Raw genomic sequence first — 14,494 nt, forward strand, 5'->3', positions numbered from 1 at the left:
TAACGGACATATGACGGCACACTTCCAGGACCCGAAGCGCAAGCAGGACAACGCCCGCGCGGCGTTCACCGAGCGCACCACCTCGGGTGGCGGAACCTCGAAACGGATCGCCAAGCAGTCACTGCCCGTACGCCGCGGCCAGCGGCACGGCACCCGCCCCGGCCGAAGCTAGAGGGTGAAATCACAGATGCCGGTCCCGGGCTCGCCGAGCGCCCCGTTCCCCGCGTAGGACGGGGGCGCCCGAGCCCCGGGACCGGTGCCCGGTCATCCACGAGGCCGTGCACCGATCTCCGCCCCCGAGGATCGGTGCACTCCCCTGTGTCATGACACCGGTCTGTTCGTCATGACACCAGGCGCAGCACTCCCCAGCGCGAGGTGTCGCGGTAGGACTGGCCCGTCGGGTCGTTCCAGGTCGCGACCGCCGTACGGCTGGCGCCGGTGGCGTCGTTGACCTGGAGGTCGAAGCCGATCAGCGCGCCCTCCGCCGGAGCGGCCAGGGCGAACGCCGCCTCGACCACGTAGCCCGTCGCCGTCCGCTTGGCCGCCGACGCCACCGGGCTCGCTCCGCTGAGCGCTCCGGTGAAGCTGATCCGATACTGCGCGTCGTCGCCGTCGTAGGACTTGGCCTTGTCGTTGCCCTGGTCGACGAAGATCTCCACCGAATCCTCCTCCCAGGGATTGGCCGCCTCCTCCGACAGGGCCGGATCGGTCACCGCCGCCACGACGTACAGCTTGCCCGCGTCCCACAACGCGCTCCACTGGGCGGTGGCGCCGGAAGTGCCCTCCACCCGCACCGGGGTCGGCTGGCTCTTCCTGCCCCACAACCCCTCGCGCACGCCGTCGACCACCGGCGTGCCCCGCTTGGCCGTGGCCAGCCCGACCGCCGGGACGGGCGTCACCTTGCCGAGCCAGACGGTCTCGGCGCCGGTGGCCGCGTCGACGATCTTCAGCTCGAACAGCTCGCCGAACCGCACCGGCAGCAGCGCCTCGGCCCGGTAGCCGCCCTCGACCGGCTTGACGGTCTTCGCGGTCCGCTTGATCACGTACGGCACGCCGTCCACGCTCGCGGTCACCGCGTCGTTCCTGTCACGGGTGGCGTCCTGGACGGTGGCCAGCAGCGAGATGCCCCGCTGCGACCATCGCAGCTGGAAACCGCCGTTCGGCAGGGAGATGTCCGGCAGCTTGTCCCACTCCAGGTCGCGCTTGCCGTCGATCCTGGGCGAGCCCTCCGGCGCCTGGGCCTTGCGCACCAGCGGGGGCAGCCTGGCCGGGTCGACCACGCCCCAGTAGGCGGGCTTGGCCTGCAGCTGGTCGTCGAAGAGCAGCGGGGCGTTGAGCCGGGTGATCGGGAAGGTCGACAGCCACGTGTCGTTGTCGGCCAGGCCCCAGACGGTGACCGAGCTGAGCTTGCCGGCGTGGCGGCGCAGGACGTCGAAGATGTCCTTGTAGCGGTGGCCCTGCTCGATGATGATCTCTTCGGGGATCGACTCCCACGAGGAGGTCGAGTCGGTGTAGACGCTCACGTCGAGCTCGGTGACCTGCTGGTCCACCGGCAGGTCGGCGAAGCGCTCGATCGTGTCCTCGATCGCGGAGGCGGGCTGCGCCTCGATGTTGACGTGGAGCTGGTGGCCGACGGTGGTGATCGGCACGCCCTCGTCGAGCAGCTGCTTGACGACCTTGTACATCGCCTCGCGCTTGTTCGGGTACTCGGTGTTGTAGTCGTTGAACACCAGCTTGGCCGTCGGGTCCACCTCGTGGGCGACGCGGAAGGCGGTGCGGATGTAGTCGAGGCCGGTGATCTCGAACCACGGCGAGCGGCGCAGGCCGTCCGGCTGGTTCTCGTCGATCACCTCGTTGACCACGTCCCAGGTGTCGATCTTGCCGACGTAGCGGCCCATGACGGCGCGGATGTGCCGCTCCAACCGGGCCAGCAGCACCTCCTTGGTGGCGTTCTCGAACACCCAGGCGGGGGTCTGGCTGTGCCAGGCCAGGGTGTGCCCGCGCACGTGCATGCCGTTGGCGACGCCGAAGTCGACCAGTTCGTCGGCGGCGGCGAAGGTGAACTCGCCCTCGCGCGGCTCGGTGAAGTCCCACTTGAGCTGGTTGCCCGTGGTGACGCTGTCGAAATGCTTGGTCAGCAGCTGACCCTCCAGGCCGAGGATCTGCTGGCGCTGGATGGCCGCTCCCATGCGGAACGGCACGGTGTCCTTGACGGCCGTCAGCTCGGTCTGGATGGGCGGGACGGGCTTGTGGGTGAGGGTGAAGTCGTCCATGACGTAGTCGGCCGTCCCGCTGGAGGACTCCACGTACACCGACAGGAAGTCCACGTCGTCGACGAGCGTGTAGGTGGCCTTGAGCTGGGTCCAGGCCGCGGGGTTCTCGGCCGTCGCCAGGCGCTGGTACGCCGGGGTCCCCGCCAGGCGCCGCTCCAGCGACAGGCTGAGCGGTCCTGCGCCCTTCACCCACACCGACAGGTCGTACTTCTCCCCCTTGGTCATGTGGGGCAGCACGTCGAGCGCCGCCCCCGTCCAGTTGGCCGTCCGCCCGGTCACCGCCAGGCCGGACGAGCCGCCGTGGGCGGCCTCGGCGGTGACGGTGAGCGTGGCGGTGCCCCGCGGCGCCCAGCCCTGGGGGGTTCCGTCCTCGAAGTCGCTGCTCACCAGCGTGGTGGCGGCCAGGAGGACGGATAAGAGCAGGCGGATCATGCCAGGTTGCTCCTCAGCAGGTCGATGAGGGGCGCCCGGCGCCCGCAGGAGCCGAGGGCGAAGGACTCGGCCAGGGAGGTCAGCTCGGAGTCGTCGAGCCCGCGGAAGAGCTCGGCGTACTCCGGCAGCATGGCCTGGGCCATCAGGATGTGCCTGACGAGGTCGTCGGTCTGGTAGCGGGCGCCCCACGGATAGGGGCTCCAGCCGGGGAACTCGCTCTCGACCAGGCCGTGCAGCGGCGCCAGGTCGGCGGCCGACTCCTCCATGGTCGAGCCCCAGCGGTCGACCCCGAGCCTGGCCTTCTTGGCGATGAAGGAGGAGAAACGCTCCATGTACGGCCCGCCGGCCGTCACCAGCCCCTGCAGCCCCACGTCCTTGTAGGTCCACAGCGACCAGCCCGCCTGGTGGGCGTCGAAGATCTCCAGCTGGTCGCTCAGGATCTGGTAGCGCATCTCGTCGGTCGCCGGGTCGCCGGTGTAGACGGGCCCGAACTCCCCCACCCACAACGGCGTGCCGGTCTCGCGCTGGAAGCGGGTGCGGCGCTCGAAGGTCGCCTCCAGCTGCGCCCGGTCGCACCACTCGCCGCGGGTCGGCCCGGGGTAGGGGCCGCCGTGCGCGAATCCGGCCAGCGCGTAGTCGTGGCAGACGAACACCGTGTTCTCGTAGACCTCGCGGAAGACGGTGAAGTCGGTGGAGTAGGTGTTGCCGTCGAGGAAGAGCACGTGCCCGGGGTCGGCGGCGCGCACCGCCTTGACCAGCCGGTCGTAGAAGGGCCCGACGACCTTGCCGCTCGGGTCGCCCGGCTCGTTGACCGGGTTGTATCCCGCCACCCAGGGGTTGTCCTTGTAGCGGTCGGCGATGGCCTCCCACAGGTTGACGACCCGGTCCTGGAAGTGGCGGTGGGTCCAGAAGGAGGCGACGTGGGTGGGGTTGTCGGAGTGCCAGTGCTGGTTCTGCGCGCCGGGCAGGGCGTGCAGGTCGATCACGCTGTAGATGCCGTGCGAGCCGAGGAGGTCGATCACCCGGTCGAGATGGCGGAAGCCGTACTCCACGATCTCCATGGGGCGGGCGTCCGACTCGAAGTGGCGGTAGTTGACCGGGATGCGCACGCAGTTCATCCCGAGCTCGGCGAGGAGCGCGGCGTCCTGCTCGGCGAAGAAGCAGGACAGGAGCCGGTCGAAGAACAGCTCCGCGCGGTCCTCGCCGAGCACCTCCTGGACGGCCTCGCGCATCGCGCTCTCGTTGGCCGGATAGCCGGTGATGAAGTTCTCCATGTTCATCCATCCGCCCAGGCCCACACCGCGCAGCCGGACCGGATGTCCTTGATCGTCTACGAGCTGGGCGCCGGAGACACGCAGCATGTTCATCCCTTCATGGCACCGGCCGTGAGGCCGCTGATCAGGTGGCGTTCTGCGAGGGAGTAGAAGGCCAGCGCCGGCACCATGGCCAGGACGAGGTAGGCCATGATCCTCGAGGTGTCGGCGCCGTGCTCACCCTGGAACTGCTGGACTCCCAGGGGGATGGTCCACCACTCCGGATCGGTGAAGACGACCAGGGGAAGCAGGAAGTTGTTCCAGCTCGCGACCACGGCGAGCACGCTCACCGTGGCCAGGGCGGGCCTGGCCATGGGCAGCAGGATGCGCCAGAAGAAGGCGAAGGGCGAGCAGCCGTCGAGCGTGGCCGCCTCTTCGATCTCGTTGGGGATGCTCTTGAAGAAGCCGCGCAGGATGATGATCGTCACCGGGATGCCGAAGGCCGCCTGCACGAAGATCACGCCCCAGGGGCTGTCGAGCAGCCCCAGCGTGCGCAGCATGACGAACAGCGGCAGGATCGCCACGGTGAAGGGGAACATCAGCCCCACGGCGAAGAGCGTGAAGATCGCCTCGCGGCCCCGGAAGGTGAAGCGGGCCAGGACGAACGCGGCCAGCGCGGAGACCGCGACGAGCAGGGCGGTGGTCAGCAGGGCGATGAAGATGCTGTTGCCCAGCTGGCGCCAGAATCCGGCCGAGGCCAGCACGTCGGCGTAGTTGCCGGCGTTCCACGGCTCGGGCAGCCCGAAGGGGTTGGTGGACAGTTGGCTGGTGTCCTTGAAGCCTCCGATGACCGCGTAGATGATCGGCACGGCGACGAAGGCTCCGACGATGACGGCGATCAGCTGCAGTGACAGATGCCTGCTCTTCACTGGACGGTCGCCCCCTCGAGGTCACGGCGCATGACGTAGCGCTGGTACCACAGCGCGAAGACGAGACTGAGCAGGAACATCACGACGCTGATGGCGCTGGCGTAACCGATCTGCGCGCGCTTGAAGCCGAACTGCATCATCGTGACGGCGAGCGTCTCGGAGGAGTGGCTCGGCCCGCCGCCGGTCAGGATCCAGACCAGGTCGAAGAGCTGGATCGTGCCGATCACCGACAGGAAGGCGCTGATCCTGATGGTGGGTCCCATCAGGGGCAGGGTCACGTAGCGGAAGACCTGCCACGGGGTGCTCCCGTCGATCTGCGCCGCCTCGGTCAGCTCCTTGGGGATGCCCTGGCGTCCGGCCAGGTAGAGCAGGGTGTGGAAGCCGAAGTACTTCCACGACATCACCACGAAGAGCGTCAGCAGCACGGTCGACTCGTCGGCGAACCACTCCGACTCCAGGCCCACGACGCCCAGGATGGCGTTGGCCAGGCCGCTCTCGTCAGGAGCGAAGATCATCGTGAAGAGGACGGCCGTCACCGCCTCCGAGAGCACGTAGGGCGCGAAGAACACCAGCCGGTAGAAGGCCCTGCCCCGGATGCGCTGGTGCAGCAACATCGCGATGGCCAGGGAGAAGGGCAGCTGGACGAGCAGCGACAGGACGATGATCACGCCCATCGTGCGCAGGTCGCCGTAGAAGATGTCGCTCTCGAACAGCCGCGTGTAGTTGTCGAAGCCGATGTAGTTGGTGGGCAGGCCACCCAGGCCGTTCCACTTGAAGAAGCTCAGGTAGCCGGCCATCAGCGTCGGCAGGAGCACCAGCAGGACGAAGAGCACCAGGGCGGGCAGCAGGAACAGGGTGATCGTCACCCAGCGGCGCATCCGGCGCGGGGCGGCGGCCGCCCGTCGTCTGTTTCTGACGGGCGGCCTGGACAACGTTGTGGTCACTCCGACTTCGCCACTTCGGTGATGGACTGCACGACCTCTTCCGGGGTCTTCTTGCCTTCGATCAGCTGCGCGACGCTGTCGTTCACCTCCTGGCCGACCGCGGGCGGGTAGGCCTGGTCGAGGTAGAGCTGGAAGCCGGTGGCCGTGGCCAGGGCCTCGGCGACCGCCTTCTTGTTCGGGTCGGAGACCGTGCTCTCCTCACCCTTGTGGATCGGCAGCCACAGGTCGTCGTTGATGGCCGGGGCGTGGCGCTCCTCGGCGATCAGGAACTTCAGGAAGTCCACGGCCGCGTCGGGAGCCTCGGCGCCCACGGCGTAGCCGCCGCCACCGCCGAACGCCTCGGTGACCGCGCCCTTGCCGCCCTCGACCGCGGGGAAGGGGAAGAAGCCGAGCGCCTCGCCCAGGCCCTTGCCCTCGGTCTTCTGCGAGCCGGGCGCCCACTGGCCCATCAGCTCCATGGCGGCCTTGCCGTTGCCCACGGTGGCGGACTGGCCCGTCGGGCCGGGGTAGGCCGCGTTCTCGAAGCCCTTCTGGAACGGCTGCAGATCGGCCAGGGCCTTGAGCTGCTGGCCGGCGGCCACGAAGTCGGGGTTGGTGAAGTCCTTGGTCTCGGCCGCCTGCTGGAGCGCGGGCAGCCCGGCGATGCGCATCGCCAGGTAGGACCAGTAGAAGTGGCCGGGCCACTTCTCCTTGCCGGCCAGCGCGATCGGGGTGATCCCGGCGGCCTTGAGCTTCTTGACCGTCTCCAGGTAGGCGCTCCAGGTGCCCGGCGGCTCGGTGATGCCCGCCTTGGAGAAGAGGTCCTTGTTGTACCAGAAGCCGATCATGCCGATGTCGGTCGGGACCGCGTAGACCTTCTCGTCGATGACGTAGGGAGCGACCGCGGCGGTGGTGAGGCTGTCCTTCATCTCACCGAGGTCCACCTCCTTGACCAGCCCGGCCTCGACCTGCTGGGCCAGGACGCCGCCGCCCCAGGTGGTGAAGATGTCGGGAGCCTGGCCCGCGGAGGAGACCGTGGACATCTTGGACTTGAAGGCGTCGTTCTCGAGGATCGTGATCTTGATCGTCACCTCGGGGTGCTCGGCCATGTAGGCCTTCGCCGCCTTGTCCAGGGTGGACTTGCCCGGGTCGTTGGTGGCGATGTGCCACCAGTCGACCGTGACCGGCTCGGCCTTCTGACTCTGACCGGCCTGGGGAGACTGCTGGGGCGGAGCGGTGGAGCTTCCGCAACCCGCCAGGAAAAGGGCTGTGGCCGCACATAGGACCAGATGCCGTCGCACCGGGGTTCCCTCCTCAGAAAATTTCGAGTACCCCCCGAATGTTTCGTGCTCGAAGCGTAGGTAAACGCCACGTTTCACGTCAATAGGTGGCCATGGAAGCGCTCCCAAACTGGGCAGAAAGTTTTCGGCTACACTCCGGATCATGTCGACTCGCAGGCGCGTGACCATCGCGACGATCGCCGAGGAGGCCGGGGTCTCCATCCCGACGGTCTCCAAGGTCATCAATGGTCGTCCCGAGGTCGCGCCGGAAACCCGGCGCAAGGTGGAGCGCCTCCTCCACAAGCACGGCTACCAGCGCCGGGTCAGCTCCGACGACACCCCGGCGGGCCTGGTCGACCTGGTCTTCGCCGAGATCGAGAGCCCCTGGGCCATGGAGATCGTGCGCGGCGCCGAGACCGCGGCGCACGACGCGGGCGCCAGCGTCGTGATCTCGGTGCTCCACACCCACGCCGGACCCGGGCGCGACTGGCTGGAGCGCCTGGCCGCTCGCCGCACCGACGGCGTCGTGATCGTCGCCTCCAAGCTCTCCGGCGACGTCCAGGCCCAGCTCACCGCGCGCTCGCTGCCCTTCGTCGTGGTCGACCCCGAGGGCGAGCCCGCTCCGGGCGTGGTCTCGGTGGGCGCGACCAACTGGCACGGCGGCCTGGCCGCCACGCGTCACCTGCTGGAGCTGGGCCACCGCAGGATCGCGATGATCTCGGGGCCCGCCGACATGTTGTGCAGCCAGGCGCGCATAGACGGCTACCGCGCCGCCCTGGAGACCGCGGGGGTGGCGGTCGATCCCGAGCTCATCCGCCGTGGCACGTTCCTGGTCGACTCCGGGCACGACGAGGGGCACGCCCTGCTGGAGCTGCCCGACCCGCCGACCGCCATCTTCGCCGGCAGCGACCTGCAGGCCTTCGGGGTCTTCGAGGCGGCGCGGCAGCGGGGGCTGCGGGTGCCTGTCGACCTCAGTGTGGTCGGCTTCGACGACCTGCCGCTGGCCCGTTCCGCCTGGCCGCCGCTGACCACCGTGCGGCAGCCGCTGCAGGAGATGGCGGCGCTGGCCACCCGCACCGTGCTGGGAATGGGACGCGGCGAGGCGCCGGAGATGCGTCGGGTGGAACTGGCCACCGAGCTGATCGTCAGGGAGAGCACGGCCGCGCCGCGCTCCTGAGGGCTCAGCCGCCCACCGGGCCCGGCGCGGTGGCGTGGTCCTCGTCGAGGATGTCGGCGGCCGAGATGACGATGCGCGGATCGGGCGTCCCGACCACGTCGTGGTCCTTGTCGTCGTAGTCGAACAGGCTCAGCACGTGGCGCATCGCCTCCAGGCGGGCCCGCTTCTTGTCGTTGCTCTTGATGACGGTCCAGGGCGCCGCCTCGGTGTCGGTGTGGAGGAACATCTCCTCCTTGGCCTCGGTGTACTGCTCCCACTTGTCCAGCGAGGCCAGGTCCATCGGCGACAGCTTCCACTGACGGACCGGGTCCACCTGCCTGATGATGAAGCGGGTGCGCTGCTCGGCACGCGAGACCGAGAACCAGAGCTTGACCAGGTGCAGCCCGGACTCCACCAGCAGCTGCTCGAAGCGGGGCGCCTGCTCGAAGAACTCCTGGCACTCCTGCGGGGTGCAGAAGCCCATGACACGCTCGACCCCGGAGCGGTTGTACCAGGAGCGGTCGAACAGCACCATCTCCCCCGCGGACGGCAGGTGGGCGACGTAACGCTGGAAGTACCACTGGCCGCGCTCGCGCTCCGAGGGCTTCTCCAGCGCCACGACGGTGGCGCCGCGCGGGTTCAGGTGCTCGGTGAAGCGCTTGATCGTGCCGCCCTTGCCCGCCGCGTCCCTGCCCTCGAAGAGGATCACGAGCCTGCCGCCCGTCGACTTGAGCCAGTACTGCAGCTTGAGCAGCTCGATCTGGAGCAGGCGCTTGTCGCCGTCGTACTCCGCGCGCCCCAGGCGCTCGTCGTAGGGGTAGTGCTGGCGCCAGGTGTCGACGGGGCGGCCGTCGGCCAGCGTCAGGACGGGGTCGTCGTCGGCCGAGTCGTCGACCATCAGGCCGGGCGTGGAGTCGAGAAGGTCCGTGTTCACGTTCGTCAGATCCATCGCAGGCTCCATCCGGTTCATCTGGTCCCTTCCATGCTCCATGTGCTCGGGCCCGGCCCTTCGACCGCCCCCTGCACCTGACCCGGACAGGCCTGCGGTATGCGTGCGGATCCCGGAATTCATCGGTTCTTCATCGCGGCTCCCGCGTTGACGCGCGTCCTGAACTCGACATACGGTTGGCGGGCCGAAATTTCTCGCAGCAGTTCCGAAATTTTCAGGGCGACCGAATTCCGTTCCGGGACTTACGGTGGCCGTGCTGGGCCGCTAGCGTGGGAAAGCGCTTACCCCTCTTGAAGGAGTCTCATGATCCGCGTCGCAGTGGTCGGCACCGGCGGCATCGCCAGTGGCTGCCACATGCCCGCCCTGGCCGCCCAGGCACACCGCGCCGAGGTGGTCGCCGCCGTCGACGTCGACGCCGACCGGGTGAAGGCGTTCGCCGCCGAGCACTCGATCCCCGCCGCCTACACCTCGCTGACCGAGATGCTCGAAGCCGAGCGCCCCGATCTGGTGCACCTGTGCACGCCGCCGTTCCTCCACGCCGAGCAGGCCCGCGAGTGCCTGGAGGCCGGCGCGTGGGTGTGGTGCGAGAAGCCCCTGGCGTTGTCGCTCGCCCAGGTCGACACCATCGCCGCGGCCGAATCCGAGACCGGGCCCTACTGCTCGGTCGTCTTCCAGCACCGCTTCGGCTCCGGCGCCCGCCACCTGCGCGCGCTCACCGCCGACGGCACGCTCGGCCGCCCGCTCGTGGCCCAGTGCGTCACCGCCTGGTTCCGCAACGACGCCTACTTCGAGGTGCCCTGGCGCGCCAAGTGGGCCACCGAGGGCGGCGGCCCGACCATGGGGCACGGCATCCACCAGTTCGACCTGCTGCTGTCGGTGTTCGGCGAGTGGAGCGAGATCCGCGCGATGGCCGGGCGGCTGGCCCGCCACACCGAGACCGAGGACGTCTCGATGGCGATCGTGCGCTTCGCCAACGGCGCGATGGCCTCCATCACCAACAGCGTGCTCTCCCCGCGCGAGGAGAGCTACCTGCGCTTCGACTACGAGCAGGCCACCGTCGAGCTGCGGCACCTGTACGGCTACGACAACGGCAACTGGAGCTCGGAGTCGGAGCTGTGGTCGCCGCCCGAGAACATCGCCAGCGGCCACCACGCCCAGCTCGACGAGCTGCTGAACTCCTTCGAGCGCGGCGAGCGGCCGGCCGTCAGCGGGGTCGAGGCCCGCACCACCATGGAGCTGGCCGCCGGGCTGTACGCCTCGGCGCTCACCGGGCAGCCCGTCAAGCGCTCCGACCTGACCCCTGACAACCCCTTCTACCACGGCATGAACGGAGGCCTGTCCCTGTGAAGGACACCGGCAGCGAACTGATCTACGAGGTCGACGGCGTCGAGCTCTTCCGCTACGTCTACCTTCCCGACATGCCGACCTCCGAGTCGCCCAAGCCCTACTTCCACCCGCTGCGCACGCGGGCGGGCAACCTGGTGAGCTCCTACCGGCCCAACGACCACCGCTGGCACAAGGGGCTGCAGTTCACCGCCTCCGAGGTGTCGGGCGAGAACTTCTGGGGCGGCCCCAGCTACACCCGCGCCGACCAGGCCTACGTCGGCCTGCCCAACAACGGCAGCATGCGCCACGAGGAGTGGGTGTCCGAGGGGGTCGAGCGGCTGACCTGGTGGACCCAGGCGGGCGAGCACTGGGTCGACGAGACCCGCACGCTGGCCGTCGACCACGGCGACGACTGGTGGTCGCTCGACTTCTCCACCCGGCTGGTCAACGTCCGCGACCAGGACCTGGTGTTCGGCAGCCCCACCACCAACGGCCGCGAGCTGGCCGGATACACCGGCCTGTTCTGGCGCGGCCCGCGCGACTTCACCCACGGCACCGTGATCTCCCCCACCGGACAGGCCGAGATGATGGGCGAGAAGGCTCCCTGGCTGGCCTACGTCGCCGAGCACGACGAGGTCGACGCCCACTCGACGCTGCTGTTCGTCTCCCACCCCGAGCAGGTCTGGTTCGTGCGCCGCGAGCCGTTCGCCGCGGTCAACCCGTCGTTCGCCTTCTTCGAGGAGGTACGGCTCGCGCCCGGCGAGGAGCTGGGGCTGTCGCACCGCGTGGTGGTCGGCGACGGCGCCTGGGACGCCGAGCGGCTGCGGGAGTTCGCGTGACGCTCCTGCCCGGCGGGGTGGGACTGTCGGAGCTGCGGGTCTACGACTGGCCCGCGCCCGACGGCGTCTGCGGCGGCTCCCCGCACATGCACCTGGTCTGCTCGGAGGCGTACGTGGTGGTCGAGGGCGCGGGCAGCGTGCAGACGCTGACCTGGTCCGGGTACGCCGAGACGCCGCTGGAGCCCGGCGCGGTCGTGTCGTTCTCGCCCGGGACCATCCACCGGCTGGTCAACGGCGACGGGCGGCTGCGGATCATGGTGGTCATGCAGAACAGCGGGCTGCCGGAGGCCGGAGACGCGGTCTTCACCTTCCCGCCGGACGTGCTGGCCTCCCACGAGCTGTACGGCGAGGCGGCGGCGGGCGGCGACGAGGAGGCGGTGCTGCGGCGGCGCGACCTGGCCCTGTCCGGCTTCTTCGCCCTTCGTGACGACCCGAGCGGTCTCGCGGCCTTCCACGAGGCGGCCGGGCGGATCGTGTCGGGCAAGCTCGGCGAGTTCGAGAAGCGGTGGAGCGCCGGGGCGCGCGCGATGGCCGAGGCGACCGGCGAGCAGCTGGCCGCCCTGCGCCGCGGCGACCTGTCGCACCTGCGCGAGGCCGCCGTCGGCGGCACGGTCCCGCATGACCGCCTGGGCATGTGCGGCCGCCTGCGCGCCCACCAGAGCTGACTAGCGGCGGAAGCGGCGCACCGCGAGCCACCCGCAGACGACGCTGCTCGTGACGGTGACGATCACCGTCACGAGCAGCGGCGTCCCCGCCGGGCGCCCGCCCGCCAGCGCGATCAGCGCCTCCGACGCGAACGACAGCGGATTGGCCACGACGAGCGGCTTCACCACGTCGGGGAAGGCCTCCAGCGGCACGAACGCCGACGACAGGAAGAAGATCAGCGTGGTGGGCCCGTTCAACGTGCCCGCCGCCGCCTCCTCCGACTCGGCGTAGAGGCCCACCAGCACCGCGATCCACGTGCACATGGCGCCGAACAGCGCCACCACGGCTAAGAAGCCCAGCGTCGCCCCCACGCCCCCGCCGAAGCGGAACCCGGCCAGGTGCGCCGCCGCGACCGCGATCGCGCCGACCGCGACGATCCTGGCCACGTCGCCGAGCACCCGCCCCAGCAGCGGGGCCGGCCCGGGGATCGGCAGCACGCGGAGGCGGTCGAGCATGCCGCCGGCACGCTCGCGGAAGAACCCGACCGCGCTGTCGGGCATGCCGTACGTGGCCGTCGACAACACGATCAGCGGCGCCAGCCTGCCCACGTAGCCGCCGCCCATGAGCTCGCCGAACATGGCCAGGATGGTGACCATCAGCAGCAGCGGGAAGACCAGCGCGGAGATCACCATGGGGACGCTGCGCCAGAACCTCACGAGCGTACGGCCGGCCAGCAGCAGGGTAGCCGTGGAGGCGGCGGGCCTGACGGCGTTCATCGCCTCTCCTTGCGGAACGCGCGCGCCGCGCCGTACCCGAACACGGTGCCCAGCCCCGCGATCCAGGCCAGCGCCGGCCACAGCGGCGCGGGAGCCCCGCCGGAGAGCGCGCGCAGGGCGTCGGCGACCGCGGACAGGGGGTTGGCCAGCACCCACGGCTCCAGCCAGTCGGGGAAGACCGGGGCGGGGACGAAGACGGTGGAGATGTTGATCAGCGGCAGCATCGGCAGGAAGACCATGCCGCCGATGGCCTCCGGCTGGGTGGAGCCGTAGCCGATGGCCGCCGCGCCCGCGCACACCACCAGGCCGAAGGCGATCGCGAGCACCACGAAGGCCAGGGCGTGCGGGAACCCGGGGAAACGGAAGCCGGTCACGTAGCCCGCGACGATGATCACGGCGACCGGGATGAGGCCGCGGACGGCGTCGGCGGCCAGGCGCGAGACCACCAGCGAGCTCGCGTGCACCGCCAGCGTGCGGCAGCGGTCGAGCATGCCGGAGCGGCGGTCGGCGGCGACGAGGAAGGCGGTGGAGATGCCGCCGAAGGCCATCGACTGCACGACGATGCCGGGCGGGAGGTACTGCGCGAAGTCGACGCCGCGCTGGGCCATCAGCTTGTCCATGATGACGTGGAAGCCGACGAAGAAGATCATCGGGCTGACGACGAGACGTTCGATCGCGCGGCGGCTCATCGACGTTCGCAGGTCGCGTCCGAGCAGCACGCCGACGGTCCTGGGAAGGGGCGCGGTCACCGCGACTCCGTCAGGGCGAAGAAGACGTCGTCGAGGGTGGGGCGGCGCATCAGCACGTCGTCGGGCTCGATGCCGGCCTGGTCGAGGGCGCGCACGACGTCGGTCAGCCGGGCGCCCGGCAGCACGATCGCCCCCTCCCCGACGCGGACCTCTGCCGCCCACACGGACCCCTCGCCCAAGGCGACGCGGTCCTCGCTCGCCCGCGTCGGTGTCGCGCCCAGGGCGGCGGCGGCCTTGGCGAGGCGTTCCCGGTCGGCCACGTGCACGACGCAGACCGTGCCCCCGACCCGCTCCTTGAGCTCCTCCGGGGCGCCCGACGCGATCACCCGGCCGTGGTCGATCACCACCACGCCGTCGGCGAGCTGGTCGGCCTCCTCCAGATACTGCGTGGTCAGCAGGATCGTGGTGCCCGCCCCGCGCAGCTCCCGCACCACCGACCACAGGGCCTCGCGGCCGCGGGGATCCAGCCCGGTGGTCGGCTCGTCGAGGAAGAGCACGGGCCGTTCCACCACGAGCGCGGCGGCCAGGTCGAGCCGCCGCCGCATGCCGCCCGAGTAGCCGCCCGCCTTGCGCCCGGCCGCCTCGGCCAGGCCGAACCGCTCCGTCAGCTCCTCGGCCCTGGCCCTGGCGGCGCTCTTGGACAGCCCCTGGAGCCGCGCGAAGAGCACGAGGTTCTCCCGCCCCGACAGCAGCTCGTCGACGGCGGCGAACTGCCCGGTGACCGCGATGTTCTCGCGCACCCGCGCGGGCGCGGCGAGCACGTCGTGCCCGGCCACCAGGGCGCGGCCGTGGTCGGGACGCAGCAGGGTCGTCAGGCAGTTGATCACCGTGGTCTTGCCCGCGCCGTTGGGCCCGAGCAGCCCGAGCACGGTGCCCGGGGCCACGGTGAAGGAGACGTCCTCGACCGCCACGGTCGGGCCGAAGGACTTGTGTAAGGCGGAGACCTCAATCACAGAGTCAATAG

Annotated in this window: 14 protein-coding genes; 5 read left to right on the plus strand and 9 right to left on the minus strand. The window is 70.1% G+C overall.

The genetic code is table 11. The features are described from left to right. The first annotated feature begins 10 nt into the window (after positions 1-10). A complete protein-coding gene (locus ACIBH1_RS29505) occupies positions 11-172 on the plus strand; it encodes a hypothetical protein (RefSeq protein ID WP_181613134.1) in 162 nt (53 codons plus the stop codon). Positions 173-341: 169 nt separating this feature from the next. Here ACIBH1_RS29505 and ACIBH1_RS29510 read toward each other — a convergent pair whose 3' ends face one another. The 5 genes from ACIBH1_RS29510 to ACIBH1_RS29530 form a co-directional block, all read right to left on the minus strand. Further along, positions 342-2,705 (minus strand): endo-1,4-beta-xylanase, encoded by a 2,364-nt coding sequence (locus ACIBH1_RS29510; protein ID WP_397317215.1) that lies wholly within the window; start codon positions 2,703-2,705, stop codon positions 342-344. Beyond that, the gene (locus ACIBH1_RS29515; protein ID WP_397317216.1) at positions 2,702-4,072 is read right to left on the minus strand and encodes a glycoside hydrolase family 5 protein; all 1,371 of its coding nucleotides are present in this window, start codon (positions 4,070-4,072) and stop codon (positions 2,702-2,704) included. The genes ACIBH1_RS29510 and ACIBH1_RS29515 overlap by 4 nt, the downstream gene beginning before the upstream one ends. Beyond that, positions 4,069-4,887 (minus strand): carbohydrate ABC transporter permease, encoded by an 819-nt coding sequence (locus ACIBH1_RS29520; RefSeq protein ID WP_397317217.1) that lies wholly within the window; start codon positions 4,885-4,887, stop codon positions 4,069-4,071. The genes ACIBH1_RS29515 and ACIBH1_RS29520 overlap by 4 nt, the downstream gene beginning before the upstream one ends. After that, a complete protein-coding gene (locus ACIBH1_RS29525) occupies positions 4,884-5,753 on the minus strand; it encodes a carbohydrate ABC transporter permease (protein ID WP_397317218.1) in 870 nt (289 codons plus the stop codon). Before ACIBH1_RS29525 ends, ACIBH1_RS29520 begins: the two co-directional genes overlap by 4 nt. Before the next feature lie 74 nt (positions 5,754-5,827). After that, complete coding sequence (locus ACIBH1_RS29530) at positions 5,828-7,111, minus strand: extracellular solute-binding protein (RefSeq protein WP_397317219.1); 1,284 nt, start codon at positions 7,109-7,111, stop codon at positions 5,828-5,830. A 142-nt stretch (positions 7,112-7,253) separates the two neighbouring features. Between ACIBH1_RS29530 and ACIBH1_RS29535 the strand changes: the two genes are divergently transcribed. After that, positions 7,254-8,267 (plus strand): LacI family DNA-binding transcriptional regulator, encoded by a 1,014-nt coding sequence (locus ACIBH1_RS29535; RefSeq protein ID WP_397317220.1) that lies wholly within the window; start codon positions 7,254-7,256, stop codon positions 8,265-8,267. A gap of 4 nt (positions 8,268-8,271) precedes the next feature. Here ACIBH1_RS29535 and ppk2 read toward each other — a convergent pair whose 3' ends face one another. Beyond that, the gene (gene ppk2, locus ACIBH1_RS29540) at positions 8,272-9,195 is read right to left on the minus strand and encodes a polyphosphate kinase 2 (RefSeq protein ID WP_397317221.1); all 924 of its coding nucleotides are present in this window, start codon (positions 9,193-9,195) and stop codon (positions 8,272-8,274) included. A gap of 303 nt (positions 9,196-9,498) precedes the next feature. Here ppk2 and ACIBH1_RS29545 point away from each other — a divergent pair, with 303 nt between their 5' ends. From ACIBH1_RS29545 to ACIBH1_RS29555, 3 genes are read left to right on the plus strand one after another with little or no spacing between them, the layout of a single operon-like run. After that, on the plus strand, positions 9,499-10,542 hold the full coding sequence (locus ACIBH1_RS29545; RefSeq protein WP_397317222.1) for a Gfo/Idh/MocA family protein: 1,044 nt from the start codon (positions 9,499-9,501) through the stop codon (positions 10,540-10,542). After that, the gene (locus ACIBH1_RS29550; RefSeq protein ID WP_397317223.1) at positions 10,539-11,360 is read left to right on the plus strand and encodes a PmoA family protein; all 822 of its coding nucleotides are present in this window, start codon (positions 10,539-10,541) and stop codon (positions 11,358-11,360) included. Before ACIBH1_RS29545 ends, ACIBH1_RS29550 begins: the two co-directional genes overlap by 4 nt. After that, entirely contained in the window at positions 11,357-12,025 is a 669-nt protein-coding gene (locus ACIBH1_RS29555; protein ID WP_397317224.1) for a cupin domain-containing protein, read from the plus strand. The genes ACIBH1_RS29550 and ACIBH1_RS29555 overlap by 4 nt, the downstream gene beginning before the upstream one ends. On the opposite strand, the gene ACIBH1_RS29560 is transcribed toward ACIBH1_RS29555, so the two are convergent. From ACIBH1_RS29560 to ACIBH1_RS29570, 3 genes are read right to left on the minus strand one after another with little or no spacing between them, the layout of a single operon-like run. Next, a complete protein-coding gene (locus tag ACIBH1_RS29560) occupies positions 12,026-12,781 on the minus strand; it encodes an ABC transporter permease (RefSeq protein WP_397317225.1) in 756 nt (251 codons plus the stop codon). It lies immediately after the preceding gene. Then, positions 12,778-13,530, minus strand: coding sequence for an ABC transporter permease (locus ACIBH1_RS29565; RefSeq protein WP_397317226.1), 753 nt, complete (start codon positions 13,528-13,530; stop codon positions 12,778-12,780). The genes ACIBH1_RS29560 and ACIBH1_RS29565 overlap by 4 nt, the downstream gene beginning before the upstream one ends. Beyond that, positions 13,527-14,483 (minus strand): ATP-binding cassette domain-containing protein, encoded by a 957-nt coding sequence (locus tag ACIBH1_RS29570; protein WP_397317227.1) that lies wholly within the window; start codon positions 14,481-14,483, stop codon positions 13,527-13,529. The genes ACIBH1_RS29565 and ACIBH1_RS29570 overlap by 4 nt, the downstream gene beginning before the upstream one ends. Positions 14,484-14,494: the final 11 nt, after the last annotated feature.

The sequence above is a fragment of the Nonomuraea sp. NPDC050663 genome, from assembly GCF_044456985.1.
Taxonomy (GTDB): Bacteria; Actinomycetota; Actinomycetes; order Streptosporangiales; family Streptosporangiaceae; genus Nonomuraea.

Excerpts from the sequence above, each read along its gene's own strand:
- ACIBH1_RS29535 (WP_397317220.1), top strand. The coding sequence starts at position 7,254 with ATGTCGACTCGCAGGCGCGTGACCATCGCGACGATCGCCGAGGAGGCC.
- ACIBH1_RS29505 (WP_181613134.1), top strand. The coding sequence starts at position 11 with ATGACGGCACACTTCCAGGACCCGAAGCGCAAGCAGGACAACGCCCGC.
- ppk2 (WP_397317221.1), bottom strand. The coding sequence starts at position 9,195 with ATGGATCTGACGAACGTGAACACGGACCTTCTCGACTCCACGCCCGGC.
- ACIBH1_RS29560 (WP_397317225.1), bottom strand. The coding sequence starts at position 12,781 with ATGAACGCCGTCAGGCCCGCCGCCTCCACGGCTACCCTGCTGCTGGCC.
- ACIBH1_RS29515 (WP_397317216.1), bottom strand. The coding sequence starts at position 4,072 with ATGAACATGCTGCGTGTCTCCGGCGCCCAGCTCGTAGACGATCAAGGA.
- ACIBH1_RS29510 (WP_397317215.1), bottom strand. The coding sequence starts at position 2,705 with ATGATCCGCCTGCTCTTATCCGTCCTCCTGGCCGCCACCACGCTGGTG.
- ACIBH1_RS29545 (WP_397317222.1), top strand. The coding sequence starts at position 9,499 with ATGATCCGCGTCGCAGTGGTCGGCACCGGCGGCATCGCCAGTGGCTGC.